Source organism: Gaetbulibacter sp. PBL-D1, assembly GCF_050509525.1.
GTDB classification, from domain to species: Bacteria; Bacteroidota; Bacteroidia; order Flavobacteriales; family Flavobacteriaceae; genus Gaetbulibacter_B; species Gaetbulibacter_B jejuensis.
The window spans coordinates 42,877-69,739 of the sequence record NZ_JBNWKB010000001.1; the positions used below are offsets into that span (position 1 = coordinate 42,877).

The 26,863-nt window shown below is 32.6% G+C and carries 26 protein-coding genes; 8 read left to right on the forward strand and 18 right to left on the reverse strand.

Going from position 1 to position 26,863, the window contains the following annotated elements; genetic code table 11:
- Positions 1 to 61 precede the first annotated feature (61 nt).
- The 4 genes from ACQ0RB_RS00205 (at position 62) to ACQ0RB_RS00220 (ending at position 2,050) form a co-directional block, all read left to right on the forward strand.
- Positions 62 to 400, forward strand: coding sequence for a hypothetical protein (locus ACQ0RB_RS00205; protein WP_430495778.1), 339 nt, complete (start codon positions 62 to 64; stop codon positions 398 to 400).
- A 173-nt stretch (positions 401 to 573) separates the two neighbouring features.
- Positions 574 to 1,140, forward strand: coding sequence for a hypothetical protein (locus ACQ0RB_RS00210; protein WP_430495779.1), 567 nt, complete (start codon positions 574 to 576; stop codon positions 1,138 to 1,140).
- Between the two features lies 1 nt (position 1,141).
- Positions 1,142 to 1,609 (forward strand): helix-turn-helix transcriptional regulator, encoded by a 468-nt coding sequence (locus ACQ0RB_RS00215; RefSeq protein ID WP_430495780.1) that lies wholly within the window; start codon positions 1,142 to 1,144, stop codon positions 1,607 to 1,609.
- A gap of 6 nt (positions 1,610 to 1,615) precedes the next feature.
- Positions 1,616 to 2,050, forward strand: a complete 435-nt coding sequence (locus ACQ0RB_RS00220; RefSeq protein ID WP_430495781.1) for a hypothetical protein — start codon at positions 1,616 to 1,618, stop codon at positions 2,048 to 2,050.
- A gap of 56 nt (positions 2,051 to 2,106) precedes the next feature.
- Here ACQ0RB_RS00220 and rimO read toward each other — a convergent pair whose 3' ends face one another.
- The 12 genes from rimO to ACQ0RB_RS00280 all read right to left on the reverse strand — a co-directional run bounded on the left by rimO (position 2,107) and on the right by ACQ0RB_RS00280 (position 11,336).
- Positions 2,107 to 3,411, reverse strand: coding sequence for a 30S ribosomal protein S12 methylthiotransferase RimO (gene rimO / locus ACQ0RB_RS00225; protein WP_430495782.1), 1,305 nt, complete (start codon positions 3,409 to 3,411; stop codon positions 2,107 to 2,109).
- A gap of 102 nt (positions 3,412 to 3,513) precedes the next feature.
- Complete coding sequence (locus tag ACQ0RB_RS00230; RefSeq protein WP_335974377.1) at positions 3,514 to 5,169, reverse strand: amidase family protein; 1,656 nt, start codon at positions 5,167 to 5,169, stop codon at positions 3,514 to 3,516.
- A 42-nt stretch (positions 5,170 to 5,211) separates the two neighbouring features.
- Positions 5,212 to 5,565, reverse strand: coding sequence for a hypothetical protein (locus tag ACQ0RB_RS00235; RefSeq protein ID WP_335974374.1), 354 nt, complete (start codon positions 5,563 to 5,565; stop codon positions 5,212 to 5,214).
- A 31-nt stretch (positions 5,566 to 5,596) separates the two neighbouring features.
- Positions 5,597 to 6,550 carry a signal recognition particle-docking protein FtsY gene (ftsY, locus tag ACQ0RB_RS00240; protein ID WP_131505735.1) on the reverse strand — a complete coding sequence of 318 codons (954 nt, stop codon included), beginning with the start codon at positions 6,548 to 6,550 and terminating at the stop codon, positions 5,597 to 5,599.
- 139 nt (positions 6,551 to 6,689) lie between these two features.
- A complete protein-coding gene (locus ACQ0RB_RS00245) occupies positions 6,690 to 6,842 on the reverse strand; it encodes a DUF4295 domain-containing protein (protein ID WP_129759011.1) in 153 nt (50 codons plus the stop codon).
- Positions 6,843 to 6,849: 7 nt separating this feature from the next.
- Positions 6,850 to 7,032: a 50S ribosomal protein L33 gene (gene rpmG / locus ACQ0RB_RS00250; protein WP_091426518.1), complete on the reverse strand. Its 183-nt coding sequence runs from the start codon at positions 7,030 to 7,032 to the stop codon at positions 6,850 to 6,852.
- Between the two features lie 28 nt (positions 7,033 to 7,060).
- Positions 7,061 to 7,297, reverse strand: coding sequence for a 50S ribosomal protein L28 (gene rpmB, locus ACQ0RB_RS00255; RefSeq protein WP_129759012.1), 237 nt, complete (start codon positions 7,295 to 7,297; stop codon positions 7,061 to 7,063).
- Between the two features lie 89 nt (positions 7,298 to 7,386).
- The gene (locus ACQ0RB_RS00260; RefSeq protein ID WP_430495783.1) at positions 7,387 to 8,625 is read right to left on the reverse strand and encodes a competence/damage-inducible protein A; all 1,239 of its coding nucleotides are present in this window, start codon (positions 8,623 to 8,625) and stop codon (positions 7,387 to 7,389) included.
- Positions 8,625 to 8,966, reverse strand: coding sequence for an Hpt domain-containing protein (locus ACQ0RB_RS00265; protein WP_430495784.1), 342 nt, complete (start codon positions 8,964 to 8,966; stop codon positions 8,625 to 8,627). The genes ACQ0RB_RS00260 and ACQ0RB_RS00265 overlap by 1 nt, the downstream gene beginning before the upstream one ends.
- Positions 8,967 to 9,578 (reverse strand): fumarylacetoacetate hydrolase family protein, encoded by a 612-nt coding sequence (locus ACQ0RB_RS00270; protein ID WP_129759015.1) that lies wholly within the window; start codon positions 9,576 to 9,578, stop codon positions 8,967 to 8,969.
- A gap of 44 nt (positions 9,579 to 9,622) precedes the next feature.
- Complete coding sequence (locus ACQ0RB_RS00275; RefSeq protein WP_430495785.1) at positions 9,623 to 10,525, reverse strand: carboxypeptidase-like regulatory domain-containing protein; 903 nt, start codon at positions 10,523 to 10,525, stop codon at positions 9,623 to 9,625.
- A 34-nt stretch (positions 10,526 to 10,559) separates the two neighbouring features.
- Positions 10,560 to 11,336 carry an exonuclease domain-containing protein gene (locus ACQ0RB_RS00280; protein WP_430495786.1) on the reverse strand — a complete coding sequence of 259 codons (777 nt, stop codon included), beginning with the start codon at positions 11,334 to 11,336 and terminating at the stop codon, positions 10,560 to 10,562.
- A 153-nt stretch (positions 11,337 to 11,489) separates the two neighbouring features.
- Between ACQ0RB_RS00280 and ACQ0RB_RS00285 the strand changes: the two genes are divergently transcribed.
- Positions 11,490 to 12,779, forward strand: a complete 1,290-nt coding sequence (locus tag ACQ0RB_RS00285; protein WP_430496122.1) for a cryptochrome/photolyase family protein — start codon at positions 11,490 to 11,492, stop codon at positions 12,777 to 12,779.
- A 55-nt stretch (positions 12,780 to 12,834) separates the two neighbouring features.
- Here the strand turns inward: ACQ0RB_RS00285 and ACQ0RB_RS00290 are convergent, their stop codons facing one another.
- From ACQ0RB_RS00290 to ACQ0RB_RS00305, 4 genes are all read right to left on the reverse strand, one after another.
- Complete coding sequence (locus ACQ0RB_RS00290) at positions 12,835 to 14,157, reverse strand: dihydrolipoamide acetyltransferase family protein (protein ID WP_430495787.1); 1,323 nt, start codon at positions 14,155 to 14,157, stop codon at positions 12,835 to 12,837.
- A gap of 80 nt (positions 14,158 to 14,237) precedes the next feature.
- Complete coding sequence (locus tag ACQ0RB_RS00295) at positions 14,238 to 15,344, reverse strand: glycosyltransferase family 2 protein (RefSeq protein WP_430495788.1); 1,107 nt, start codon at positions 15,342 to 15,344, stop codon at positions 14,238 to 14,240.
- Positions 15,345 to 15,351: 7 nt separating this feature from the next.
- Positions 15,352 to 15,969, reverse strand: coding sequence for a recombination mediator RecR (recR, locus tag ACQ0RB_RS00300; protein ID WP_343796689.1), 618 nt, complete (start codon positions 15,967 to 15,969; stop codon positions 15,352 to 15,354).
- A gap of 95 nt (positions 15,970 to 16,064) precedes the next feature.
- Positions 16,065 to 18,587 (reverse strand): T9SS type A sorting domain-containing protein, encoded by a 2,523-nt coding sequence (locus ACQ0RB_RS00305; RefSeq protein ID WP_430495789.1) that lies wholly within the window; start codon positions 18,585 to 18,587, stop codon positions 16,065 to 16,067.
- Between the two features lie 82 nt (positions 18,588 to 18,669).
- On the opposite strand from ACQ0RB_RS00305, the gene ACQ0RB_RS00310 reads away from it, so the two are divergent.
- Positions 18,670 to 20,118 carry a sodium:solute symporter gene (locus tag ACQ0RB_RS00310; protein WP_430495790.1) on the forward strand — a complete coding sequence of 483 codons (1,449 nt, stop codon included), beginning with the start codon at positions 18,670 to 18,672 and terminating at the stop codon, positions 20,116 to 20,118.
- Here the strand turns inward: ACQ0RB_RS00310 and ACQ0RB_RS00315 are convergent.
- Complete coding sequence (locus ACQ0RB_RS00315; protein ID WP_335974349.1) at positions 20,089 to 20,451, reverse strand: CoA-binding protein; 363 nt, start codon at positions 20,449 to 20,451, stop codon at positions 20,089 to 20,091. The two genes, ACQ0RB_RS00310 and ACQ0RB_RS00315, sit on opposite strands and share 30 nt — an antisense overlap.
- Positions 20,452 to 20,556: 105 nt before the next feature.
- On the opposite strand from ACQ0RB_RS00315, the gene ACQ0RB_RS00320 reads away from it, so the two are divergent.
- Complete coding sequence (locus ACQ0RB_RS00320) at positions 20,557 to 22,938, forward strand: TonB-dependent receptor domain-containing protein (protein WP_430495791.1); 2,382 nt, start codon at positions 20,557 to 20,559, stop codon at positions 22,936 to 22,938.
- 670 nt (positions 22,939 to 23,608) lie between these two features.
- Here ACQ0RB_RS00320 and ACQ0RB_RS00325 read toward each other — a convergent pair.
- A complete protein-coding gene (locus ACQ0RB_RS00325; RefSeq protein WP_430496124.1) occupies positions 23,609 to 24,619 on the reverse strand; it encodes a 3-oxoacyl-ACP synthase III family protein in 1,011 nt (336 codons plus the stop codon).
- Between the two features lie 178 nt (positions 24,620 to 24,797).
- On the opposite strand from ACQ0RB_RS00325, the gene htpG reads away from it, so the two are divergent.
- The gene (gene htpG, locus ACQ0RB_RS00330; RefSeq protein WP_430495792.1) at positions 24,798 to 26,684 is read left to right on the forward strand and encodes a molecular chaperone HtpG; all 1,887 of its coding nucleotides are present in this window, start codon (positions 24,798 to 24,800) and stop codon (positions 26,682 to 26,684) included.
- Positions 26,685 to 26,863 lie beyond the last annotated feature (179 nt).

Below are 26,863 nucleotides of genomic sequence, written 5' to 3' on the forward strand. Positions count from 1 at the left end.
TAACTATTGTTATAAAAACTATCCTAATATTAACCAACCCATTAAATATAAAGATTTAAATATGAAATTAGTTACTCGTTGTCAATCTTGTAAAAAAGATATTAAAATAAAGTCTAACGCTCCAACTAGACCAGACTTACAAATGGAAAAAGGAGATGAGTTTAATGTGAATTGTCAAAATTGCGGAAAGATTGAAAAGAAACATGTAAATGACATACAAGCAGAACCTAATAATGTCTTAATTCTTATTGGAGTTGGAATTGGTATTGCATCTACCATAGCCTTATGGAGTTTATTTGGAATTATTGGAACTGTAAGTGTTGTAATTCCTATTCTTTTTTGGTATCAACAAATGAATGCTACGAAAGGATTTAACTCCTATACAATTCGACGAAAATAAGATAGCAATTAAACTTAATTGATTTATGATATAAATTACTATCAGTAATACATTTATTTAATTATCAATAGAATAAGATTAATTTTATTGTTAATAAGTTTTAATTATAGATTCACTTTTAAAAATGCTTATTTGTTAATTTTACACTAAAAATAAACCTACAGGTTGATTTTATGAAAATTTTTAGTACATTTGACGAACAATATCAAGGAGTCTTTTTAGCTAAATTTGATAATTGTCCATTTTACCAAACACCCATAGAGTATGAAACAGAACTGGATAAAATACAGGATCAACTTCAAGACCCATTGTTTGTACGGAATTTTATTAAATCTTCTAAATCGGGTTGGAAACAAGGTGTATATAAAAATCATAGCTTGACATTTTTAACAAGTGAAATTCTTCGAGAAGCTGGTGATTTGTTTGATAAATTAGATGAAATAAGTGAAGAATCTCAAAACGGTGATTGTTTTGAAACTTTGTTTGATGAATTTGTTGAGTTATCGAAATCTGAAAGATATGATGACCCAGGAAGAAAAAAAATGTACACTTATGACCACGGATCTTTATTAAGACTATATGGAGTACGAGTTGGTATCGATGCAATCGTAATCACAGGCGCAGGTATTAAATTAGTCGATAAGATGGATACAGAACCTTTAATATTGGAATTAGATAAAATGACTTATTTTAAGTCTTGGCTAAAACAAGAAAACATCACAGACTCTACCGAATTATAAAATGGAAAAAAACTTAAACAAAGTAGTTACAAAAACAGCGACTAAATGGAAAGAACGAGCTAAAAAAGATCGTTCTAACAGGAGAAATATTACTAGAGCTCAAGCATTCGCATTGGAGTTGTTGGATTATATGGATTTACATAAAATCAAACAAACAGATTTAGCTAATAAAATGGATGTTAGTGCTCAACAAGTAAATAAAATACTACGTGCTAAAGCGAATTTAACATTCGAAACAATAGATAAGATTGCCGATGCTTTAGGAGTTGATATTTCATCTCCAAAAATAAAGTCAAGCAATAGGTCTAATTCAGCCGTTATGCAATATTCAATGCAAATTGTTCATAAACGCAAATACAAGACCATCGAGGAAGAATTGACCTCTGAAAAGATAGTAAAAAGAAATCCTGTTTTACAACCCAATATGGAAAACTTGAACTCATATACCTACACAGCTAAACAAATTTAAAAAGCTATGACATATAATAAATTAGGTTTTGCTTTTACAGGTTTACGAACTCTCTCGTTTGCAATAATTGATAAAGCATACAAAAAAACTGGTGACACAAACTTAATGACTGGATTAGGGTTTGGTTTAGACATTGACGACCATACAGTTACCTGTAATACTCATTTTTCTTTTGAGAAAAAAAAAGATCAGCCCTTTATAATTCTAGAAGTTCAAGGTCTATTCGAAATAGAGAAAAATGACTTCTCGGACAAAATGAAACAAGATGACAAAACTTATTTAATAGCAAAAGGACTTGCGGTTCATTTTGCTGTATTAACCATAGGTTCTGCTAGAGGAATATTACACACCAAAACAGAAGGTACTCCATTTAACGAATATCTTTTACCAACTATTGACGTTAAAAACATGGTAAAAGAAGATATTCTTTTTAATTTTTAAAATCACCTATTTAACAACTCATACAAAAAACAGCAATTTAGTTTAAAAACAAATCCCTAACCCACAACCTCTGCATAAAGGTCAAAATCTTCAGCTTCAATAATTTTTACGGTTGCAAACTCGCCTGTTTTTAAATAGGTTGTGCTAGCATCAATAAGTACTTCGTTGTCTACATCTGGTGAGTCAAACTCTGTTCTACCTACAAAGTAATTACCTTCTTTTCTATCGATAACCACTTTAAACTCCTGTCCTATCTTTCCTTGGTTCAATTCCCAAGAAATTTGCGATTGTATTTCCATAATCTGGTTTGCTCTGTCAATTTTCACATCTTCAGGCACATCGTCTTCTAAGTTGTAGGCATGAGTGTTTTCTTCATGCGAGTAAGTAAAACAACCTAAACGCTCAAAACGCATCTCCTTAACCCAATCTCTTAGGGTTTCAAAATCGTCTTCGGTTTCTCCAGGATATCCAACAATAAGAGTGGTTCTAATAGTCATTCCTGGTACTGCTTTTCTAAATTCTTTAAGCAGCTTTGTGGTTTTTTCTTTGGTAGTACCACGACGCATACTTTTTAAAATAGCATCAGAAATATGTTGTAATGGAATATCTAGATAGTTACAAATTTTTGGTTCTCTATTCATAACCTCCAACACATCCATTGGGAAACCAGTTGGAAATGCATAGTGTAAACGTATCCACTCAATACCATCCACTTTTACAAGGTGTTCAAGCAATTCGGCTAGATTACGTTTTTTGTATAAATCCAATCCGTAGTAAGTTAAATCTTGAGCAATAAGTATTAATTCTTTAACACCATTGGCTGCAAGTTTTTCAGCTTCGGTTACTAAATCTTCAATAGGTGTACTCTTGTGTTTTCCACGCATTAATGGAATAGCACAAAAACTACAAGGTCTGTCGCAACCTTCAGCAATTTTTAAATAGGCATAGTTTTTTGGTGTGGTTGTTAAACGCTCACCAATTAATTCATGCTTATAATCGGCACCAAGTGCTTTTAATAAATGAGGTAACTCGGTAGTACCAAAATATTGGTCAACATTAGGAATTTCCTTTTGTAAGTCAGGTTTATAACGTTCGCTCAAACAGCCTGTGACAAATACTTTATCAACTTCGCCAGCTTCTTTTTTTTGCATAAATTCCAAAATGGTATTCACGCTTTCTTCCTTTGCATTGTTGATAAATCCGCAGGTATTGATAACAACTACGTTGCCTTCTTGCTCATGCACCACATCTTTACCACTAGCTTTTAGCTGTCCCATTAACACTTCGCTATCGTACACGTTTTTACTGCAACCAAGTGTTACTACATTAATTCTATTCTTTTTAAGCGATTTCGTTCTCATATGTATTTCCGCAAAAGCGGGAATCTTTTATACTTTACTTCTTTTTTAGTCCGCAAAGATACGGAATGCTAATTGATAATTGATTTATGAAATAGGATAATACTAGTTATAGTTTTTTGGAGCAATTCTCTTTTTTGAAGCTGCTTCATAAACATAAGACCAACTTAATAAGTTTTTTTCTGATAGTGGTGTACTTATAAAGGTTAATCCTTTAGGAACACCATCTTTAGTATAACCCATTGGCACTGTTAAAGCAGGATATTCAGCAACAGCAGCAAAACCTGCATGATAGTTGTTTATTGATAAAAATCCGTCAAGATCGTGTGCTTTTTTTGGTACATCAAAATACAGCTTTCCATTAGTTTTTAGCGTTGCTTTTATACTTTCAAATTCACTATCAGTAGCAGAGTCAGCTACAATACCTTCAAACAATTTTTGTCCATAAGGCATTGTGGTTATAGAGTCTTTCTTGTTAAACTCGATAACATCTTGCACTGATGAAACTCCAACATTTGCATTAGCAGACGTTGATAAATATGTTGGTAAATCGGCTTTCATGTCTAAATTCAATAAGCGAATAAAATCAGGCAGCTCAACTTCTTCTTCTTCAATTTCAATTACTTCAGCTCCTTGAGCTTTTAAAACTGAAAGTGCATTGACATAAAGAGAATCTTCCATTAATCGTTTAAATGCACCAAAACGTTTTCCTTTTAAATCATCTTTACTAAAATCACCATCAACATAATACGCTTTAGGCCATTTTAGATTAAGCGACTTATCATCTGCTTCATCAAAACCATACATAGCAGCAAGTAAAATGGCATTATCTATAACATTTTTAGTCATTGGCCCTGGAGTATCCAACGTTGAAGAAATTGGAACAATACCACTACGACTTAATAAACCAATAGTCGGTTTTAAGCCTACAATTGAGTTTTGACTTGAAGGTGATAAAATTGACCCTGAAGTTTCACTACCAACTGCAGCTACACAAAAATTAGCTGCTACAGCTACTCCACTTCCTGAGCTTGAACCTCCAGTATCAATAATTTTTCGTCCATAAGGATTTAAGGTTTGTCCTCCAATAGCACTATAACCACTTGGGCAATCACCACAGAAAAAATAAGCCCATTCACTAAGGTTAGCTTTCCCTAAAATAAGGGCACCATCATGCTTTAATTGTGAAACAATAAAGGCATCTTCAGTAGTATTGTTTTGAAGTGCAACTGCTCCTGCTGTAGTAGGCATACCTGATGTATTAATATTATCTTTTAAAAGAATTGGCATACCATAAACCGAAAAATTAAATTGCTCAGTAATGTCCATGTTTTTTAGTTGCTCGTCTTTAGCTTTAGCCTCAGCAATTACATTAGGATTTAATGCTATTACTGAATTGAGAGATAATTCGTTTTCTCTATCAAATGCTCTAATGCGATATAAATAAAACTTAGTTAAAAGCTCATAAGTTAACTTTCCTTCTTGCACATTTTTATGCAATGTTGGAATGTCCTGTTCAAGAACAAAAGGTTTTAGACTATTGTAAGTCGCTTCAGTAAAATCTTCTAACTCTGAATTAAAAACCTCCCAAAGTTCAGTAGTATTAATGTATTTTGAATCTAAGATCTTAAATTCTCTAAACTCTTTTGTTGAAATGTCACTAATATCAGTTGATGGTGTCTTATCTGTTTCAACATTAGTCTTTGACTCTTTACACGATAAAATCATACAAAGCGCAATAAGGGAAAGTATTAATCTCATGACTTATATTTTTAATAAAAATACAAAATCACTTGCATTAATTTAAGCAGTATAAGGACTTTGTGACAATAAGAATTCCTGAATTCGCCATCTAAAAAGGAAAAACACAACCACAAGACCCAACAAGATATAAACGGTTTTATAGTCGTAATTACGTTTAATTATCATTCTTACACAAGTAAAAATTATAACGATGAAAAAAGGCAAAACAAAATAAGAAGGAAAAGCCATGTAATATGGCAGATAGTCAGGAATTAAAGGATTATCTGGTATTGTGAAAATCCCAAGAAACCGTTGTGTATATTCAAAAAACATTAAAGCCGAATACAAAAGTATAAGAATTGTAATCGGCTTTAAAACTTTAGTTTCTCTTAAATTGAAAAATTCACTTTTCATAATGAGATTCCTGTTTTACAGGACTATTTTTTTACTTGAAGAACGAATCTACAAACTCATATTTATTAAATACTTGTAAGTCTTCAATACCTTCTCCTACTCCAATATATTTAACTGGGATTTGAAATTGGTCTGAAATACCAATTACCACACCACCTTTAGCTGTACCATCTAACTTGGTTACTGCCAATGATGTTACTTCGGTTGCAGCTGTAAATTGCTTAGCTTGTTCAAATGCATTTTGACCTGTAGAACCATCTAAAACCAAAAGCACATCGTGTGGTGCATCACCAACTACTTTTTGCATTACACGTTTTACTTTGGTCAGCTCATTCATTAAATTGACTTTATTGTGCAAACGTCCTGCAGTATCAATAATGATAACATCAGCATTTTGGTTAACACCAGACTGTAATGCATCAAAAGCTACAGAAGCAGGATCGCTTCCCATGTCTTGTCTTACCATAGGCACATCTACACGATCTGCCCAAACCTGAAGTTGATCAATTGCAGCAGCTCTAAAGGTATCAGCAGCACCAAGTACTACTTTTAATCCTTGTTTTTTAAACTGATAGGCTAACTTACCAATGGTTGTTGTTTTACCAACACCATTAACACCTACTACCATTAACACATAAGGTTTTTTATCGCTTGGTATTACAAAATCAGTTTCTTCACCTGAGTTGGTTTCACTTAGCAAACTAGCAATTTCCTCGCGAAGAATTTTATTTAACTCATCAGTACCTAAGTATTTATCTTTAGCTACACGAGCTTCAATACGTTCAATAACCTTAAGTGTGGTATTAACACCAACATCACTTGAAACTAAAACCTCTTCTAGATTATCTAAAACTTCATCATCAACTTTAGATTTTCCAGCAACAGCTTTACTTAGCTTACCAAAAAAACTAGTATTGGATTTTTCGAGACCTTTGTTTAAGGTTTCTTTTTTTTCAGAAGAAAATATTTTTTTAAAAAAACTCATGACCTAAAATTTGTAATGCCTATGCAAAAATCTAGCCTAAAATAAATACTGCTATTCTGTCATAATAGGCTGTCAAATATAGACATAAAAAAACTGCTTTCAAATGAAAGCAGTTATAGAATTAAATATGATTATTTAATTATTTTGTCTTTAAAAAATCATCAACAAATTCTGGTGCCATAACTGACTCAACGAACATATAAGCTCCAGTTTTTGGTGATTTTACCATCTTTATGGCTTTAGTTAATCTTTTAGATCCTGTTTGTAACGATGCTACTGCTTTCTTTGCCATGATTCAATTATTTTATCTCTTTATGAATAGTCATACGCTTAAGGATAGGATTAAATTTTTTAATCTCCATTCTATCTGGCGTATTCTTTTTGTTCTTAGTTGTAATGTAACGAGAAGTTCCTGGTTGTCCAGACTCTTTGTGCTCAGTACATTCTAATATCACTTGTATTCTATTACCTTTCTTTGCCATTGTAACGTATCTTTATGCGTTATGCTTTTTATTTTAAAAATCCTTTAGCTTTAGCTTCTTTTAATGCTGCTGTGATACCAATTTTATTGATAGTTTTTAATGCAGATGTAGAAACTCTTAAAGTTACCCATTTATCTTCTTCAGGAATATAAAAACGCTTTTTGATTAAATTCGCATCAAATTTACGTTTAGTTTTATTCATAGCGTGAGAAACATTGTTTCCAACCATCGCTTTCTTTCCAGTAAGTTCACAAACTCTTGACATTCTTTCTAACTTTAAATGTTGTTATTTTAAAACAGGCTGCAAATTTAGTAAATCTTTATAATATCAACAAACTAATATCGTTACTTTTTTTAAATTTCTTTTTGAATCATTTCAAAAGCTTTGTTTACCGCCTTTTTTATGACTTTTGCTCTATGGTTTCCAAAGTTAAATTCTTGAGAATATACTTTGTCTTTTGTAGCTATTGCAATAAATACTGTTCCAACTTCTGCATTAGCATCTCCTTTTGATGGTCCTGCATTTCCTGTTGTAGCAATAGCATAATCGGTATTGAACAATTGTAAAACTGAGGTTGCCATAGCTTCAGCAACTTGTGCACTAACCACAGAGTACTTCTCAATTAAGGCTTCATCAATCTTTAATACGTTTATTTTAGCTTCGGTAGCATAACTTACCACACTTCCTTTAAAATATTGTGATGCTCCTGCATTTGCAGTAAACGATTCTGCAATTTTTCCTCCTGTACAACTTTCAGCAGTTGCAATGGTTTTATTTAATTTTACTAAATGCTTACCTATAATTTCTTCTAGCAAGCCTTCTTCTTCAAAGCCAACAAAAATATCTTCTATTTGAGGCAATAGCTTATTAATTTCTTCTTGTATAGTGGTTTCCACCAACTCCTTATCTTGATGTTTAGCAGACAACCTTAAACGTACTCGCCCTAAACTAGGTAAATAAGCCAGTTTTAAAAATTGAGGTAGGTTATCTTCCCATTCTTCAATTCTTTCTGCAAGAGTGCTTTCTCCCAACCCATTAGTTAAAATCGTTTTGTGCTTTATATAAGGAAATTGAAACTGCTCTCTCAGTTTTGGCATCACTTCGTCTTTAATTAATGCCTTCATTTCAAAAGGCACACCAGGAAGCGAAACAAATACTTTTCTGTTTTTTTCCAACCACATTCCTGGAGCGCTACCATACTTATTCATTAGCACTTTAGATTTGGTAGGCACTAAGGCTTGGTCAATATTAACCTGAGATAGTGGTTTTTTAATGTAATGTTCCCAAAGAAACTCGATATTTTTTCTAACAGAAAGGTCTTCGACCAATTCGTCATCAAAATATTCAGCAATAGTTTTTTTTGTAATATCGTCTTTGGTTGGTCCTAAACCACCAGTAATAATAATGATGTCTGCATTTTCTTCAGCTTCAGCTAAAGATTTTAAAATGTGTGCTCTATCATCTTGAACCGAAGTAATTTGATAGACAGACACTCCTATTTTATTTAATTGTTCAGCAATAAACGCTGAATTGGTATCAATAACCTGACCGATGAGAATCTCATCACCAATAGTAATTATTTCTGCTTGCATTATAAGTTGAAGTCCGTTTTTAACTCGGCAGTTGCATTTTCAACAGCGTTTAAAACAAGTTCTAGTTCTTTTGAAATATCGTCTCCAGTTTTTTCAAACTTTCCCCAATCTTGTACTGTTATTAAATCTTGTAAAACACCAAGCTCAAAAAGATCTACTGTTGGTTTCATTTTATGAGCTGCTTGGTAAGCAGTATAATAGTCATTATCTGCTACAGCGTTCTTTAATCGCTCAGCATCTTCTGGTACTTCTTCGAGAAAAGCTTCGGCTAATGACTTTACAAAATCTTCGTCACCACCTGCTAATTCTCTTACTCTAAATAGTTTATAATGTTGTTCCATTTATTTAACAGTTATTGAAAACATTTGTTTGTTTTCCAAAAATCCATCAAGCTTGTCGTTTGCAATTACCTTGCCAACACCTGATGGAGTTCCCGTAAAGATAATATCTCCAATCTTTAAAGTAAAATATTTTGACACATATTCGATAATTTCATCAATTTTCCACAGCATCAGGTTTGTGTTGCCTTTTTGTACTACTTCGCCATTTTTTTCTAAAGTGAAGGACAAATTATTAACATCTTTAAACTGCTGTTTATCAACCCAATTACCTACTACTGCTGCTCCATCAAAGGCTTTGGCTTTCTCCCAAGGTAATCCTTTGGCTTTTAATTGCGCTTGTAAATCACGAGCAGTAAAGTCTATACCCAAACCTATTTGGTCATAATATTTATGTGCAAATTTTTTATCAATATACTTACCTACTTTATTGATTTTTACCAAAACTTCTACTTCATGATGCACATCGTTGGAAAAATCTGGAATAAAAAAAGGCTGTTTCTTTAAAAGAATTGCTGTATCAGGTTTTAAAAACACAACAGGATCTGTTGGTTTTTCATTTTCTAGTTCTTTTATATGGTCGGTATAATTTCGACCTATGCAAATGAGTTTCATAACATCTACCAAACCCTCTCTACAAGAGAATGGATTTTTATTAATTAGTTTGACAAAGTTAATGTTATAGCTGGAACAGTTTTTAAATCACTTTGAAATTTATTTGAAGAATGGACTTTCCACTCACCAGAAATATATGCTGCCATTTTGTATTTGCCTTCTTCTGCACAAATACCAGAAATTATAGGATTATGCCTTATACGTTTTTCCTTTTTTTTATTGTTTTTACCAAAATGAAATGTAACCTCCTCTTCGTTAAAAGGTATATACAACCATTCAAAAGCCACATATAATCCTTCTCTTGGAAAAATTATAGCGTAGTCAGAAACATCTATATCTACAGTTTTTTGCTTCTTTTTTAGGGTAACTATTACATTTTCTTTTAGTAAATCTTTCTGCGGAAGACCATCATTTCCTATAGTGTACAAACGAAGTCTAAACTTTGCTTTATTGTTTTTAAAATTTCCAAAATGAAACCTAACAGACTTTAAGTACTCTCTATTTTTGTAATGTTCTTCGAAAGGAAAATATAAGGCTAATATCCAAGGGTTTCTAAAAGATGAACCAAAGCCTTGGCACAAATCGTCTTCGGTAATTTTATTAATTTCTAAAGTTTTTTCTTCAAACTTTTTTGAAATTACAACTTCGTCTAGCTGCTCGTTTAAAGGCTGTAAAACTAGCTTTGAAACCTTTAAAAATGAAGACACTAAAAGTGTAGTGTCTTTATAACCCAACGATGACAACTTAACATTTTTACGCAAGTTATTATTCTCTATAGCAAGTGTATAATTTCCTTCTTCATCGCTTGAAGTTCCTATTTCAGACTCAAGAACACTTATATTAACATAAGGAATTGGTAAATTCGTATCACTATCAACTACCACTCCTTTTGCTAATTGCTCTTGAGATAAAACAAAAAATGGAAAAAGAAATATTAAAAACTTCATCTTAGAAAATGGGATTTCTGTCTTTCCTTAAAAGTTAACTCAACTTATTATTAAACGCTCTTAACTTAATAGCTGTAAGCACTTTTTTGGTATACAAAGGAAAATCGGCATTTAACAACCAACCAAAATAACCTGGTTCATCATTAAGAACAGCCTCAACAGTTTTACCTTTATGTTTTCCAAAAGAAAAGCATTCTTCTCCTTTTTTATTGTATGCAATAAAACCTGCAAAATCTGCAAACTTTTTACGAGAACTAAACTCAGCTAAAAACTTTGTATCGTTTTCTAAGTCGTCATATTTTGCAACTTGAGCTTTTAAAACTTCGTATGTAGCTAAAGTATCAGCTTCTGCACTATGGGCATCATCTAAATTTTTATCGCAGTAAAACTTATATGCAGCACTTAAAGTACGTTGTTCCATTTTATGGAAAATAGTTTGCACATCAACAGCAACTCTCCCTTTCATGTCAAAATCAACATCTGCGCGAAGCATTTCTTCAGCCAATAATGGAATATCAAACCTATTGGAGTTAAATCCTCCTAAATCGGCATCTTTAATAAGGTTATGTACTTCTTTAGAAATTTCTTTAAACGTTGGTGCATTGGCTACATCAGCATCTGAAACACCATGAACTTTAGTGACTTCTGGCGGAATTGGAATTGTTGGATTGACACGCTTGGTGTAAGTTTCCTCTTTACCATCAGGATATACTTTAAGAATAGAAATTTCAACAATCCTATCGCTAGAAATATTTATTCCAGTAGTTTCTAAGTCAAAAAAACAGATAGGTTTTGTAAGATTAAGCTGCATGTTATTAATTTTTAGGCAAAGATAATGAGATAAAACAAACCTTGAGTATGGTATTTGATTTTATCAAATAATTAACCGAAATTCGTTTTAATACTTAACAAACAGTTTTGAAACGATATTTTATGATTCAAAATTGCATTTAACACATTAATTATCAAAGAAAAAGTTACACTATTTTGGTTTAGAAGAGATTTACGCTTTGAAGACAATCATGCCTTATGGAAAGCTCAACAAAGCGAATATCCTGTACTTCCTGTTTTTATTTTTGACACCAATATTATTGAAGAATTGGATGAAGCAGACTCTAGAGTTACATTTATTCATAATTTACTTACTCAACTATCAAACAGCTTAAAATCGCACTCAAAAAGTTTGTATTGCAAAGTTGGAGATCCAATTAAAGTATGGGAAGAGATTGTAAATACGTTTGATGTACAAACCGTTTTTGCTAATGAAGATTACGAACCTTATGCTATTACTAGAGATAAGAACGTTAAACAATTGCTAGCAAAACATGATGTTAACTTTACCTTATTAAAAGACCAGGTTATTTTTGAAAAAAATGAAGTATTAAAAGCCGACAATACACCTTACACTGTTTACACACCTTACAAAAACAAGTGGCTTGAAAATTTTAATACTAAACATTTAAATTCTTACGCTTCAAACTCTGAAACTAATTTTTTAGATTCTGATTTTAAACTACCATCGCTATCTGAGTTAGGTTTTAAACGTTCTTCTATTACAGTTAAAGACTACGATTTAGAATCTCTAGAGGATTATAAAAAAGTAAGAGATTTTCCAGCTTTAGACCAAACGAGCCATTTATCACCTCATTTAAGATTTGGCTCTATTAGTATTAGAAAGGTTATTAAAAAAACATTAAAACATCAAGCCTTTTTAAACGAACTCATATGGCGTGAATTTTTCATGCAAATTCTTTTTCACTTTCCTAAAGTTGTGGACTCAAATTTTAAAAGCGAGTACGATAACATAAAATGGAGAAACAATACTGAAGAATTTGAAAAGTGGAAAAAAGGACAAACAGGCTACCCAATGGTTGATGCTGGTATGAGAGAATTGAACGCTACAGGCTACATGCACAATCGAGTTAGAATGGTTGTTGCCGGTTTTTTATGTAAACATTTATTAATTGACTGGAAATGGGGAGAAGCTTATTTTGCTGAAAAACTATTAGATTATGAACTCTCTTCAAACAATGGCAATTGGCAATGGGCTGCAGGAACTGGTTGTGATGCTGCTCCATACTTTAGAGTATTTAATCCCACAACACAAATAAAGAAATTTGACCCTAAATTAACTTATATCAATTCGTGGATTCCAGAACTAAACTCTTTAGAATATCCTCCACCAATGGTAGAACATAAAGACGCTAGAGAACGCGCCATTGAAACCTACAAAGTAGGACTAAATAACACTTAAGACATAAAAAAAGCACAATCTAGGATTGTGCTTTTTTTATATGATTTATAGAATTTTAGATTTCTCTGTTAGAATCCCAAGCTTCAAGATAATCTTTTACAGCCTTAACAAATTGCCCTCCTAACGCTCCATTTACAACTCTATGGTCATAAGAGTGCGATAAGAACATTTTATAACGAATTCCAATAAAATCACCTTCAGGAGTTTCAACAACTGCAGGTACTTTTCGGATAGCTCCTAGTGCTAAAATACCTACTTGAGGTTGATTAATAATTGGTGTTCCCATAATACTACCAAAGGTTCCTACATTAGTTACAGTATAGGTTCCTCCTTGTATATCGTCTGGTTTTAATTTATTATCTCTTGCTCTAGTTGCTAAGTCATTTACTTTTTTGGTCATACCAACCAAGTTAAGTTGATCTGCATCTTTTATAACTGGCACAATAAGGTTTCCATCTGGTAATGCAGCTGCCATACCTAAATTGATATGTTTTTTCTTAATGATGCTATCACCTTGAACTGAAATATTCATCATAGGAAAATCTCTTAATGCTTTAGCTACAGCTTCCATAAAAATTGGCGTAAAGGTTAGGTTTTCACCTTCTCTCTTTAGGAAAGCATCTTTAACCTTTTTTCTCCAGTTCCATATTTTAGTAACATCAGCTTCAATAAAACTTTGCACGTGAGCAGAAGTTTGTACTGACTCCACCATATGATGTGCAATTAATTTGCCCATTCTAGTCATTTCAATAATCTCATCGTCTCCACTACTTACTACTGGAGCAGCTTTTGGTTGTGCAACTCCATTGTTTTGCGTTGGAGCTACTTTAGCTACTTCTTGAACAGGTTTAGGTTGTGAGTCTCTATTTTCAATATAAGATAACATATCATTTTTAGTGACACGTCCTTCTTTTCCTGTACCAGGAATAGCATCTAATTCTGCTTGACTAATACCTTCTTGTTTTGCCATATTTTTTACTAATGGCGAATAAAAACGGTCTCCAGAAGATACTACAGGAGCTACAGTTTCTTTAGCAACCTCAACGGTTTTTGCAACTTCAGCAACTGCTACTTGTTTAGCTGCCTCTTCTTTAACAGGCTCAGTAGTTACAGCAGGAGCCTCAGCTGAAACTTCTCCTTCAGTTTCAATAATAGCAATAGTTTGACCAACTTGCACAACATCATCAGCATTGAAAAGTTTTTCTACTAAAACACCATCTACTTCACTTGGAACTTCACTATCCACTTTATCTGTAGCAATTTCAAGAACAGCCTCATCAGCCTCAATAGTATCACCAACTTCTTTTAACCAAGATGTTATTGTTGCTTCTGCTACGCTTTCTCCCATCTTAGGGAGTTTTAATTCAAATTTTGCCATATTAATAATGAAAAAGTGTTTTTGGGTTTTTCGTTTGCAAAATTAATAAAAAAACATCTAATCTATTGTTGTTTCTTCAATTAATCTTTTTTAAAATGGATAACCTCACCTCTGTTTTTAGAGCTATTGCTTCCGATGATAAAATTAGCATTTTTTGGTAAAATCTTAAAAAATGCCTTATTATTAATTTCAGGATTTGAAATATGCTCAATTATAGATTTATAGGTTACAAATTCAGCATCAAAAATTATTTCGGTATACTCTTCAACCGTATCAATTGATATCACCTGTGTAATAGGTTTGTTTAAAGCTTCTTTTAAACCTATAGGAATATCTTTAGAAACTAATGTATAACTATCTATTCTGTTTTTAGCAACTACAGGTTCAGATCGCATTAAATAAGCACCTCTAATTCCTAACCAAACCAATGAATTGAATATAAAATTGCTTTTAAAATGCTTTTTGTAAAAAATTTGCATTGCACCATAAAAACGCTTGGCATAGTTAAGGTCTTTTAATGTGCTCTCACCTTTATAATGAATAATAGTAGTGTTACCATTATAATAGTTGTCATAACCAGCTTTTAGGACTTTGTATGATAAATCCACATCTTCTCCATACATAAAATAGTCTTCATCAAACCCACCTACTTCTTTATATACCTCTTTTTTCAATATCATAAAAGCACCAACAAAAATAGGAACTTCACCTACCGCTTCTTCTTCAATTTGTGTTGCATAATACGATTGAGGTTTACCAAGCAGCTTTTTAAGCGCTACATTGGGTTTTGGGATGTTTCGCTTGCTTTCTGGTAAAAAGTGACCAGTACCATCTACTAACCTGCAACCTAAAACACCTAAGTTTTCAATGCCATTAGCAAACTCTAAAAGTATCTTAAATGTGTCTTCAGCAACAATCGTATCTGGATTTAAAATACATAAGTACTCTCCTTTGGCTTGTGATACACCAATATTATTTCCTTTGGAAAATCCTGAGTTTTCTTTATTCTCTATTAAAACAACATCAGGAAAATGCGTTTTTACCATATCACAACTTCTATCACTAGAGTTGTTATCTACTACAATTATTTCGGCTTCAATACCATCAATAGCTTTTTGAACACTTTTTAAACAGGATTCTAAAAAGTATTGCACATTATAGTTTAATATGACAACTGATAATTTCAATATAACTTTACGATTTTAAAGAGGTTTCAAAAGGAATTCTGTTAATGATACTTCTACCTAGGGTGATTTCGTCAGTATATTCTAACTCATTACCTACCGAAATACCTCTAGCAATAGTAGATGTAGTGATATTAAACTCTTGTATTTGCTTATAAATATAGAAATTAGTGGTATCACCTTCCATAGTTGAACCTAAGGCAAAAATAAGCTCTTTAATTTTTCCTTCTCTAGCTTTTTGAACCAATGGTTCAATGTTTAAATCGTTAGGACCAACACCATCCATAGGAGATATTTTGCCTCCAAGCACATGATACAATCCTTTAAAAGAACTTGTGTTTTCAATTGCCATTACATCCCTAATATCTTCAACTACACAAATAACATCTTCTACTCTATTAGGGTTTGAGCAAATTTCGCACAAATCGGTATCGCTAATATTATTACAGTTTTTACAAAACTTAATATCATTACGCATAGTGCTTAATGCTTCGGCTAACTGCAATGTATTTTCTTTTGGCTGTCCCAATAAATGTAGTACTAAACGTAACGCAGTACGCTTACCAACACCTGGTAATTGAGACATTTCATCAACAGCTTTTTCTAATAATTTTGAAGAAAATTCCATACAAGCAAAGGTACTACAATTTATGAGTTTATTACTTACAAAAAACCCAATACTCTTTTTTACAGTATTGGGTTTTTATAATGTTTTATAAAGCTTTATTCTATAATAAGCTTTTTAGTTACCACTCCATTTAAGGTGTTTACTTTAACAAAATAAAGACCAGAAGCGTATTGAGCAACATCTATTGTGTAAGTATCTAAAAGATTTTCATCCTTAGCATAATACATTAATTTACCAATAGAGTTATAGATTCTTATTGACACGTTATCTCCTTTATCCCAACGTAAATTAATTTGAGTTTTTGCTGGGTTAGGGTACATATTTAACGATTGTAAATCAAACTCACTAACACTTAAGCTAGCATCATACAAATTAGATCTCCACACACCTCTACCGTAAGTAGCTGCATAAATTTTGTTTTCAACTGTATTTATTTCAAGCTCGCTAATAATTACATTAGGTAAGTTATTACTAAATGGTTGCCAGCTATTTCCTGTAGTATTATCAATATAATATACACCATAGTTCATACCTAAGTATAAACCATCCTCACCATTGTCATGCCAGGTTAAAGCCTGAGCGCTAAAGTTAGGTAAATCAAATCCATAAGGTGTCCAAGTTATTCCTCCATTTGAAGACACATATACTTTTTGAGTAGATGTTGTAGCTATTGCTACTTTATTTGGATCTGTTGGATGAATTGCTATCGAATTTACAGAACCCGAAAACCCAGAGAGCTGCGACCAACTATTAACAATACCTACAAAAGTATTTTTATATAAGTTTCCATTTATTGACAAGTACATGTAGCTACTATTTGAAGGCGCTACTTTTAAATTGTCTATGTTAGCACCAAAATTTTGCGACACTGAAGTCCAACTTGTACCTCCATTGGTAGACATGTAAACCTCGTCAAAAGCAATATAAATAGTATTTTGAACAAGTGGATCTTGCTCAAAAGGTACAACCCAATTGTAAAAGTTTTGACCTCCTTTTCCGTCAGGCTTAACTAAATTAGATATGTTTGATCCTCCATTAATAGTTTTGTATGTAGTACCAAATTGAGAAGTACCATACATAATATTGCTATTATTCTTATCAACAAACGACTCCATTCCATCTGCGCCTAACCAATCAATCCAATCTCCATTAGCCAAATACGCTGATGTTCCATTATCTTGAGAACCTCCACTAATAATTACAGGATCAGACTGCGTAATACCAAACTTATAAAACTGCTTGATACTCATTCCAGCAGATAAATCAGTATAAAAGTTTGCTGTTAACGCTGAAGAAGGGTTATTAGCAACATAAATACCTCCATCAGTTCCTGCATATAACTTATCACCTACAAACTCCAAAATATCTACATCAGCATGACAATACCCAATCCCTTGTGCTGCAGCATTCTGCGGAATCCACTGGGAAGAAATATTAAATGAAACACCTCCATCTAAAGAGCGCCACGTATTAATACCAGCAATATGCACTTCATTTGCATCTGCTGGATTAACTGTTATATCCATATCTCTAGGTGCTTGACCAGAACCAACATCGCTTGGATCTTCAGGGTCAGAGCTATATCCAAAATAATTTTTACCATCGTGGTCTAACTCACTAAAAGTAACAGCACTATCTGTCGATTTGTACAAGCTTCCGAATGCACTTCCACTGGCTTCAATAACATATACTGTTGAAGGACTATTAGCTGAAACGCCTATCATCTTAGGTCCATTTGAAAATACACCTGTAATTTCAGAAAAGTTAGCTCCTCCATCTGTTGACACAAATACACCTTGCCCTGAAGCATAAATGGTATTAGAATCTCCTGGTTTAAACTCAACATCATAACCATTTGTTGCAGACTCGTTTATTAATGTCCAGTTAGCTCCAGCATTTGAAGATTTAAAAATACCTCCACTTTGCACACTGCAATACATTTTGTTAGAATTTGCAGGATCAATAATGATTTTATTTACACTTCCATTTCCAGTATCAGACCAGAAATTCCATGTAGCTCCTGCATCAGTAGACTTAAATATATTTCCGCTTGTGGTTCCCCAATAATATGTTGATGAGTCATTAGGATCTATTGCTAATGCATATACATATAAATTCGACATATTGTCTGTTAACACCTCCCAAGTAGCGCCTCCATCAAGAGTTTTCCAAACACCTCCAGAGTTTGCTCCTGCAATAATATGATTAGAGTTTGAAGCATCTACAGCAATAGATGTTACTCTTCCTACTCCTGGATTCCATCCACTTGTTTGGTTCCAATTTGTTGGTCCTAATTGCTCCCAAGTACCAACAGTAGTTCTTGCTAATCCTGAATTTTGATTAATATAATTATTGTAGTTTTCAAGTTCTTCAAAATAAAACTCAGGCGTTTTAAGCATTCCGTTTTCATCCATATTTCTCAAGGCTTGGTATTCCCATCTTTTGTAAGGTTTGTAACCTTTACCTTGTCCAGTTCCTTCAATTGCAAAATAAGCTTCAGCCTCAGCTATGATTTCTTCTACAGTGTAGGTACCTGCATCCATCATTCTTTTATATTCTTGAGACCAAGATGTCATCATGAATACTGAGAAAACTAAAGAAATGTAAATTTTTTTCATTTTAATTTAGTTAATATTGTGTTTTATTAAATTTTTCAAAAATAGTATTTTAAAACAATAGTATTGTTAATATTTCATTTTTATGTCTCCTAGTTCAATAGCGCTACTTATCATTGGTTACTTTGTCGTATTAATTTTAATTTCTTACTTCACAAGTAAAGAAGATTCTAACGAAGCGTTCTTTAAAGCCAATAAATCTGCTCCTTGGTACCTTGTTGCTTTTGGAATGATTGGAGCTTCGCTTTCGGGAGTTACTTTTATTTCGGTTCCTGGAGCTGTAGAGAGTAAGCAGTTTGGGTATCTACAAGTTGTTTTTGGATATTTATTTGGATATCTGGTAATAGCATATGTACTACTACCTATTTACTACAGGCTAAACCTTACTTCAATTTACACCTATTTAAGAGATAGATTTGGAAACACGAGTTATAAAACTGGTTCTGTTGCTTTTTTAATTTCAAGAACCGTTGGTGCTGCATTTCGTCTTTTTTTAGTAGCAAAAGTGCTACAATTACTAATTTTTAATCAGTTTGAAATTCCTTTTTTTATAACGGTTATCATCACTATTGCGCTTATTTGGCTCTATACTTTTAAAGGCGGAATTAAAACCATCATATTTACTGATACGCTTCAAACACTTTTCATGTTGGTTTCAGTAATTGTTACTATTGTGTTTTTAGCATCTGCACTAGATTTAAATAGTGTTTCTGATATTTATAGTAATGTAAAGGAAAGTACAATGAGTAAAGTATTCTTTTTTGAAGATGTAAATGATGCTCAATATTTCGTTAAAAGCTTTTTGGCAGGTATGTTCATAACTATTACCATGACTGGACTTGACCAAGATATGATGCAAAAAAACCTAACCTGTAAAAACCTAAAAGAAGCTCAAAAAAACATGGTAAGCTTTAGTGTGGTTTTAATTTTTGTAAACATTCTCTTTTTAGTACTGGGTCTTTTACTTACCCAATATGCTCAACAAAATAATATTACAGCAAGCAAAGACAACCTTTTTCCAACCATAGCTATGTTACCTGAAATAGGTGTCATAACTTCAGCATTTTTTATTCTTGGTCTAATCGCTGCTGCTTACTCTAGTGCAGACTCAGCGCTTACTTCACTAACGACTTCGTTTTGCATTGATATTATTGAGCTAGACAAAAAACCAAAAGAACAACAAAAGAAAATTAGAAAAACAGTACATATTTTCACAAGTATAGTTTTAGTACTTGTAATTATACTTTTTGATTTAATTTTTAAAGATGTTTCTGTTATCTGGGAATTATTTAAAGCTGCTGGTTACACTTATGGACCATTACTTGGGTTGTTTGCTTTTGGTATTCTAACCAAATCTCAAATAAAAGACAAACATGTATGGATTATTGCTATCATTGCTCCTATTGTATCTTATCTTTTAAACGCCTATTCCGAAACTTTATTCAACGGTTATCAAATTGGCTTTGAAATTCTTATTATAAATGGGTTACTAACCTATTTAGGATTAATATTGATCCGTAGACAAAAGCACTAAAGTACAAGACGCTTCATGAGGAATATTGTTTTTATCTAATAATTTATAAAACTCATCGTTTTCTGTTCCTGGGTTAAAAATAACTCGCTCAGGTTTAAGCCCAATAATATAATCGTAATACTCTTTTTGAACCGTTGGGTTAAGATAAAGTGTAACAGTATTTAAATCTTTATAAGGTAATAATTCAGTATCAATTTCTACTCCTGAAATCGTCCCGCTTTTGCTTCCATAAGCTACTACTTCATGGTTATTATTCACTAATCGTTCTACAGCATAGTTTGAATATCTATTAGGCTTAATAGAGGCTCCAAATACTAAGGTTTTTTTGCTCATATGTTAAAATGTTGTTAAGTAGTGTTAAAAAGAGTAACACAAAATTCATAAAGGCGTCTATCAAATACAATCGTAAAAAAACAAAACTAATCAATCAATCAAAAAATGAAAAAGTTATTATTGCTTTGTCTATTTGCTTTTACCCTATCTTTAACTGCAAATGCTACATTAGCTAACACTGAAAAAGATGGAACCGTAACCGGAAAAGTATTAGACGTAAACCTCAACCAACCCTTACCTTACGTAAACATTATTATTAAAAATGCAGCTGGTACAACTATTACTGGTGGGATTACTGATGACCAAGGTAATTTTGAAATTAAAAACATACCTGAAGGTAAAAGTTTTTTAAGCGCTCAATACATTGGTTACAAAACAGTAACCAAAGAAATAATTGTCGATAAAGGCAGTTACAGAATTGACCTTGGTAATATTATGCTTGAAGAAGATATTGCAAGCCTTGACGAAGTGACTGTTGTAGCAGAAGTATCTTCAATTCAACAAAAAGTTGACAGAAAAGTCATTACCATTGGTAAAGACCTTACTACTACTGGAGCGACTGCTTCAGAAATCATGAACAATCTTCCTGCAGTAAGTGTTGATAGTCAAAACGGAAACATTAGTTTACGTGGTAATGAAAATGTACGTGTACTTGTAGACGGTAAACCAACCAACGTACCTGCTGCTCAATTATTAAAACAGATTCCTTCTACATCAATTAAAAGTGTTGAATTAATTACAAACCCATCAGCTAAATACAATCCTGAAGGAATGAGTGGTATTATCAACATCATTCTTCATAAAAACACAAACATTGGTTTTAATGGTAATGTAAACATAGGTTTCGCTAAAGAAATCAGTCCTAACTTCAACAGTTCAATTGATATGAACTACCGAAATGGAAAACTTAACTTTTACGGAAACTACGGTAACAACATAGGGAAAAGCAAAAACTACGGAATGATAGAGCGATTTGACAACAATACTGAGCAATTGTTCGATTTTGGTAACAACAACAAATCGCACCTTTATAAAATTGGAGTAGATTACTACATTAATGATAATAATACACTTTCATTTTACACCAATCAAAACATATATGATGGAAAAGGTAATGGAACTACTGATGTATTATATTTAAATAATGATTTTCCTGATTTCCGTCAGGTGTTCAATAACTCAAATGAAAATAACACTTCAACCTACAATGGAGCTTATAAACACGACTTCAAAAAAGAAGGTCATAATATAAGTTTAGAAGCTGACTATAGCACGTTTGATAGTGATGAGTTTGCTAACTTCGCGTTTAATGACAACACTGGTTATATTGATGTTGTTGATAACAAAAGAGACAATACTGTTATAAATTTAGACTATGTTAACCCTTTATCTGAAAAGGCTAAACTAGAAATTGGTGCAGAATACAGATCTAATAACTCTGATAATATTTACGATACTACAAATGCTAATTTATTCGATTCTAATTATGAGTACAATAGAAGCATATATTCGTTTTACACCACTTATGGTAAAACATTCGAAAAATGGTCTTACCAAGTTGGAGCGCGTTTAGAGCAATATGAAGTTGAAGCTAACTTTGCTCAAGACACTCAAGACAATGCCAAATTTACTGATGAGCAATTCAGTATTTACCCATCGGTATTTGCAACCTATAATCTTTCAGAAAAAAACACTTTGCAATTTAGTTATAGTAGACGTGTTGATCGTCCTGGTTTAGGACAAATCAACCCAATTAGAGAATGGAGTACACCTCGTGTAACTTCAATTGGTAATCCTGAATTAAGACAACAGTTTACCAATTCATTCGAAATTAACTATACTAAAATAATAAAAGGTGGTAGCATAACTGCTGGTACATTTTACAGAAACATTGAAGATGAAATTAACAGAGCTGTTTATATAGATCCAGAAGATCCAACTGGAGAAAGCGTAATATTAACTTACGATAACTTTGACAACAATTCAGCTTATGGTGTTGAAGCCTCTACAAACTACAGACCAACAAAATGGTGGAGTTTAAATGCAAGTGCTGAGTTTTATTACAGAACTGTAAGAGGTGTTGTAGAACAAGAAAACGTTGATGTAGACAACTCTACTTTTAACTTTAGAATGAATAACAACTTTAAAGTTACTAAAAGTTTGAATTTATCTGTTTTTGGAATGTATAGAGGGCAAGAAAAAGGGCTTCAAAACATAAGAAAACCAATGACATTAGTTAACACTGGATTACGCTACACGTTCTTAGAGGACAAGGCAACTTTTAGCTTTAGTTACAGTGATATTTTCAACTCAATGAAATTTGCTTTTGATGGCACAAGACCTTTTCCTACTGAAGGTGAATTTAACTGGGAAAGTAACCAATGGCGCATAGGATTATCTTACCGATTTGGCGGTGGAAAATACAGAGCGTTAAGCAGAAAACAAAGAGATGATAATGAAACCCAAGGAAGTGGTGGTTTTATGTAAAAAAATTTGATAGCCAACGTAATAGTTGATGGTTAGTGTTAATGCTTGGTTATTGAATAAGAAAACCCGGAACATTTTTGTTTCGGGTTTTTACTCTTCAAAAGTTAATAAAATGTTATTCTTGATTATTCATGATTAAAAAATCACCAAAAAGTCATTTTTTTGCAGTTATAATGTAATCGACAAGTTTAAATTAATTTGAATTAGCCTTCATAAATTATAAAAAAACTTGAAAACAACACATTATACACAAAAGCTCAAAGTGAAAACTTTGGGCTTTTTTTCTTTAAAAATTTATTAAAAACTGTAATATATACGCAATTAACTCGTCTATTATATAACTAGCTACTTTCTTAAAGAATTTAGATTAATTTGAATTAGCCTTCATCAATCAAAATTCAAAAAATAGTAGTAAGTGTTAAACTTAAAACTCAAGGTTATTGCTTTGGGTTTTTTAATTTTTGTTAATTGATAGTTAAAAGTGTTAACGAATGAAATAAATTTTAATTTTTTACGTCTAAGGTGTAGTGATAAGTTTTAAAGTTAATCAATTAAAATATCACTGTTTTATAGTTTAGTGTTAGTAAGTTGGTTAATAGCGAAAAAACCCGAAACGTTTTAAAGTTTCGGGTTTTTTTATGGTTATAAATTTTACTTTTTTATTGAGCCTTTACCACTTAATAATAGCACTTCCCCAAGTAAATCCACTTCCAAAGGCAGCAAGAACTACAGTATCACCTTCTTTTATTTTTCCTTGTTCCCAAGCTTCAGTTAAAGCAATAGGAATAGAAGCTGCTGTTGTGTTTCCGTATTTTTGAATATTATTAAATACTTGGTCGTCTTCCAATTGAAACTTCTTTTGAATAAACTGCGAAATACGCAAGTTGGCTTGATGCGGAATTAACATATCAATGTCATTTACCTGCAACTTGTTTTTCATTAAGCCTTCCATAATTACTTCACTAAAACGAACTACGGCATTTTTAAATACAAACTGTCCGTTCATGTAAGGATAGTAGCTCTCATCTTCAGGATTATTATCTGCTATAATATCATTTACCCAACGTTTTCCCATTCCTGGAGCTATCAAGCTTAACTCTTCGGCATGTTCTCCTTGAGAGTGCAAGTGCGTTGATAAAATACCTTTACTATTATCTTCTTCACGTGTTAAAACTGCTGCTCCTGCTCCATCTCCAAAAATCACCGAAACACCTCTTCCTCGAGTAGTTTTATCTAATCCGTGAGAATGTAATTCACTTCCAATAACAAGCACGTTTTTATACATTCCTGTTTTTATAAAATTATCAGCAACCGATAATCCATAAACAAAACCAGAACATTGATTACGTACATCTAATGCACCAACTGTTTTTATGTCTAATTCTTTTTGAACGGTAACTCCTGGTCCAGGAAAGTAATAATCTGGACTTAAAGTTGCAAAAATGATAAAATCAATGTCATCTTTATCAATTCCTGCACGTTCTATAGCAACTTTAGCTGCTTTTACACCCATTGCAGATGTGGTATCACCACTTCCTGGTTTTACCCAACGACGCTCTTTAATTCCTGTTCGCTCTTGAATCCATTCATCACTGGTATCCATCAACTTGGTTAAATCATCATTGGTTACCACATTGTCAGGCACATAAGAACCTAAACCTATTATTTTTGAATTATACATATCATAAAAATTAGCTTCGCAATTTAAATATTTCAAAATAAAACCTCTTTAAAAAAAATAATCTATCGTTATGCATGCATAACATTTTATATAATGTCACTTTGTCACTTTTTTGGGCTTGGTATTTTTTTTGTCTTTGGAATGAACATAATTACAAATACAATAAAACACATATATTATGGCAAAAGGAAACATTAATGTATCGGTAGAAAACATCTTCCCGCTCATTAAAAAATTCTTATACAGTGACCACGAAATCTTTTTACGTGAGTTAATTAGTAATGCAACTGATGCAACTTTAAAGCTAAAGCACTTAACCAGTATTGGTGAAGCTAGCGTTGAATACGGCAATCCGCAAATTGAAGTAAAAGTTGATAAAGACGGTAAAAAACTTCACATTATTGACCAAGGGTTAGGTATGACTGCTGACGAAGTTGAAAAATATATCAACCAAGTTGCTTTTTCTGGTGCCGAAGAGTTTCTTGACAAATACAAAGATTCTGCAAAAGATTCAGGAATTATAGGACATTTTGGTCTTGGCTTTTATTCAGCATTTATGGTTGCTGAAAAAGTAGAAATCATTACAAAATCTTACAAAGATGAACCAGCTGCACATTGGACTTGTGATGGTTCACCAGAATTTACACTAGAAGCTCACGATAAAACTGAAAGAGGTACTGAAATTATTCTTCATATTGCTGAAGATTCTACCGATTTTTTAGAAGACAACCGCATAAGCGAACTACTTACAAAGTATAATAAGTTTATGCCTGTGCCAATTAAATTTGGAACAAAAACAGAAACCTTACCAAAACCTGAAGATGCAAAAGAAGACGATCCTGCACCTACAAAAGAGGTTGACAACATCATAAACAATCCAAATCCTGCTTGGACAAAGCAACCAACAGATTTAGAAGACAATGATTACAAGAGCTTCTATCGTGAGTTGTACCCAATGCAGTTTGAGGAACCATTATTTCACATTCACTTAAATGTTGACTATCCGTTTAATTTAACTGGGATTTTATATTTCCCAAAAATGACTAACGACCTCAACATCCAAAAAGATAAAATTCAACTGTATCAAAACCAAGTGTTTGTAACAGATAACGTAGAAGGTATTGTTCCAGAATTCTTAACGATGCTTCGTGGTGTTATTGATTCTCCTGATATTCCACTAAACGTTTCTCGTAGTTACTTACAAGCCGATGGTGCTGTGAAGAAAATTTCGTCTTACATTACACGTAAGGTGGCTGATAAATTAAAATCGTTATTCAACAACAACCGTGAAGATTTTGAAGCAAAATGGGACGACATTAAAATTGTAATTGAATACGGAATGCTTTCTGAAGAAAAATTCTTTGAAAAAGCTGATGCCTTTGCATTGTACCCAACGGTAGATGGTAAACACTACACGTATGACGAACTTTACAATGCTATAAAAGCAAAACAAACTGATAAAGACGATAAACTTGTTATTCTTTATGCATCAAACAAAGATGCGCAACACAGCTACATTGAAGCTGCAAAAGCAAAAGGTTACGAAGTGTTATTTTTAGATTCTCCTATTGTTTCTCACTTAATGCAAAAACTAGAAACGACAAAAGAGAATATTTCGTTCGCACGTGTTGATGCTGATCATGTAGACAACTTAATTAAGAAAGATGACAACAAGATTTCAAAATTAAGTGATGATGAAAAGAAAACGCTAGACGAACTTCTTAAAGAAGTAATTCCTGCTGAAAAATTCACAGTGCAATTAGAACCTATGGATAGCGATGCTGCTCCATTTATGATTACACAACCAGAATTTATGCGTCGTATGAAAGAGATGCAACAAACTGGTGGTGGCGGTATGTTTGGTATGGGCAACATGCCAGATATGTACAACTTGGTTGTAAACACAAATCATGAATTGGTTGGTGAAATTTTAAACACCAAAACCAAGAAAAAACAAGAACGTTTAATAAACCAAAGTTTAGATTTAGCGCGTTTAAGTCAAGGGTTACTTAAAGGTGAAGAACTTACAAACTTTATTAAGCGTAGCTACGACATGATAAAGTAAACTCGTAATTACGAGGAAGAATTACGAAGTAATCTATTTATTTAATGTGAGATTGCTTCATTACATTCGCAATGACAAGAGAACTAAAAAACCACTTCCTAACACGAAGTGGTTTTTTTTATCCTAAACAAAAAGTGATGTTCCCTCACTAAAACACATCTTTTACCAATTCCTCATTT

What these genes read in the sequence shown, in the direction of transcription:
- ACQ0RB_RS00205 (WP_430495778.1), top strand. Translation starts at nt 62, where the DNA reads ATGAAATTAGTTACTCGTTGTCAATCTTGTAAAAAAGATATTAAAATA.
- ACQ0RB_RS00210 (WP_430495779.1), top strand. Translation starts at nt 574, where the DNA reads ATGAAAATTTTTAGTACATTTGACGAACAATATCAAGGAGTCTTTTTA.
- ACQ0RB_RS00215 (WP_430495780.1), top strand. Translation starts at nt 1,142, where the DNA reads ATGGAAAAAAACTTAAACAAAGTAGTTACAAAAACAGCGACTAAATGG.
- ACQ0RB_RS00220 (WP_430495781.1), top strand. Translation starts at nt 1,616, where the DNA reads ATGACATATAATAAATTAGGTTTTGCTTTTACAGGTTTACGAACTCTC.
- rimO (WP_430495782.1), bottom strand. Translation starts at nt 3,411, where the DNA reads ATGAGAACGAAATCGCTTAAAAAGAATAGAATTAATGTAGTAACACTT.
- ACQ0RB_RS00230 (WP_335974377.1), bottom strand. Translation starts at nt 5,169, where the DNA reads ATGAGATTAATACTTTCCCTTATTGCGCTTTGTATGATTTTATCGTGT.
- ACQ0RB_RS00235 (WP_335974374.1), bottom strand. Translation starts at nt 5,565, where the DNA reads ATGAAAAGTGAATTTTTCAATTTAAGAGAAACTAAAGTTTTAAAGCCG.
- ftsY (WP_131505735.1), bottom strand. Translation starts at nt 6,550, where the DNA reads ATGAGTTTTTTTAAAAAAATATTTTCTTCTGAAAAAAAAGAAACCTTA.
- ACQ0RB_RS00245 (WP_129759011.1), bottom strand. Translation starts at nt 6,842, where the DNA reads ATGGCAAAGAAAGCAGTAGCATCGTTACAAACAGGATCTAAAAGATTA.
- rpmG (WP_091426518.1), bottom strand. Translation starts at nt 7,032, where the DNA reads ATGGCAAAGAAAGGTAATAGAATACAAGTGATATTAGAATGTACTGAG.
- rpmB (WP_129759012.1), bottom strand. Translation starts at nt 7,297, where the DNA reads ATGTCAAGAGTTTGTGAACTTACTGGAAAGAAAGCGATGGTTGGAAAC.
- ACQ0RB_RS00260 (WP_430495783.1), bottom strand. Translation starts at nt 8,625, where the DNA reads ATGCAAGCAGAAATAATTACTATTGGTGATGAGATTCTCATCGGTCAG.
- ACQ0RB_RS00265 (WP_430495784.1), bottom strand. Translation starts at nt 8,966, where the DNA reads ATGGAACAACATTATAAACTATTTAGAGTAAGAGAATTAGCAGGTGGT.
- ACQ0RB_RS00270 (WP_129759015.1), bottom strand. Translation starts at nt 9,578, where the DNA reads ATGAAACTCATTTGCATAGGTCGAAATTATACCGACCATATAAAAGAA.
- ACQ0RB_RS00275 (WP_430495785.1), bottom strand. Translation starts at nt 10,525, where the DNA reads ATGAAGTTTTTAATATTTCTTTTTCCATTTTTTGTTTTATCTCAAGAG.
- ACQ0RB_RS00280 (WP_430495786.1), bottom strand. Translation starts at nt 11,336, where the DNA reads ATGCAGCTTAATCTTACAAAACCTATCTGTTTTTTTGACTTAGAAACT.
- ACQ0RB_RS00290 (WP_430495787.1), bottom strand. Translation starts at nt 14,157, where the DNA reads ATGGCAAAATTTGAATTAAAACTCCCTAAGATGGGAGAAAGCGTAGCA.
- recR (WP_343796689.1), bottom strand. Translation starts at nt 15,969, where the DNA reads ATGGAATTTTCTTCAAAATTATTAGAAAAAGCTGTTGATGAAATGTCT.
- ACQ0RB_RS00305 (WP_430495789.1), bottom strand. Translation starts at nt 18,587, where the DNA reads ATGAAAAAAATTTACATTTCTTTAGTTTTCTCAGTATTCATGATGACA.
- ACQ0RB_RS00310 (WP_430495790.1), top strand. Translation starts at nt 18,670, where the DNA reads ATGTCTCCTAGTTCAATAGCGCTACTTATCATTGGTTACTTTGTCGTA.
- ACQ0RB_RS00315 (WP_335974349.1), bottom strand. Translation starts at nt 20,451, where the DNA reads ATGAGCAAAAAAACCTTAGTATTTGGAGCCTCTATTAAGCCTAATAGA.
- ACQ0RB_RS00320 (WP_430495791.1), top strand. Translation starts at nt 20,557, where the DNA reads ATGAAAAAGTTATTATTGCTTTGTCTATTTGCTTTTACCCTATCTTTA.
- ACQ0RB_RS00325 (WP_430496124.1), bottom strand. Translation starts at nt 24,619, where the DNA reads ATGTATAATTCAAAAATAATAGGTTTAGGTTCTTATGTGCCTGACAAT.
- htpG (WP_430495792.1), top strand. Translation starts at nt 24,798, where the DNA reads ATGGCAAAAGGAAACATTAATGTATCGGTAGAAAACATCTTCCCGCTC.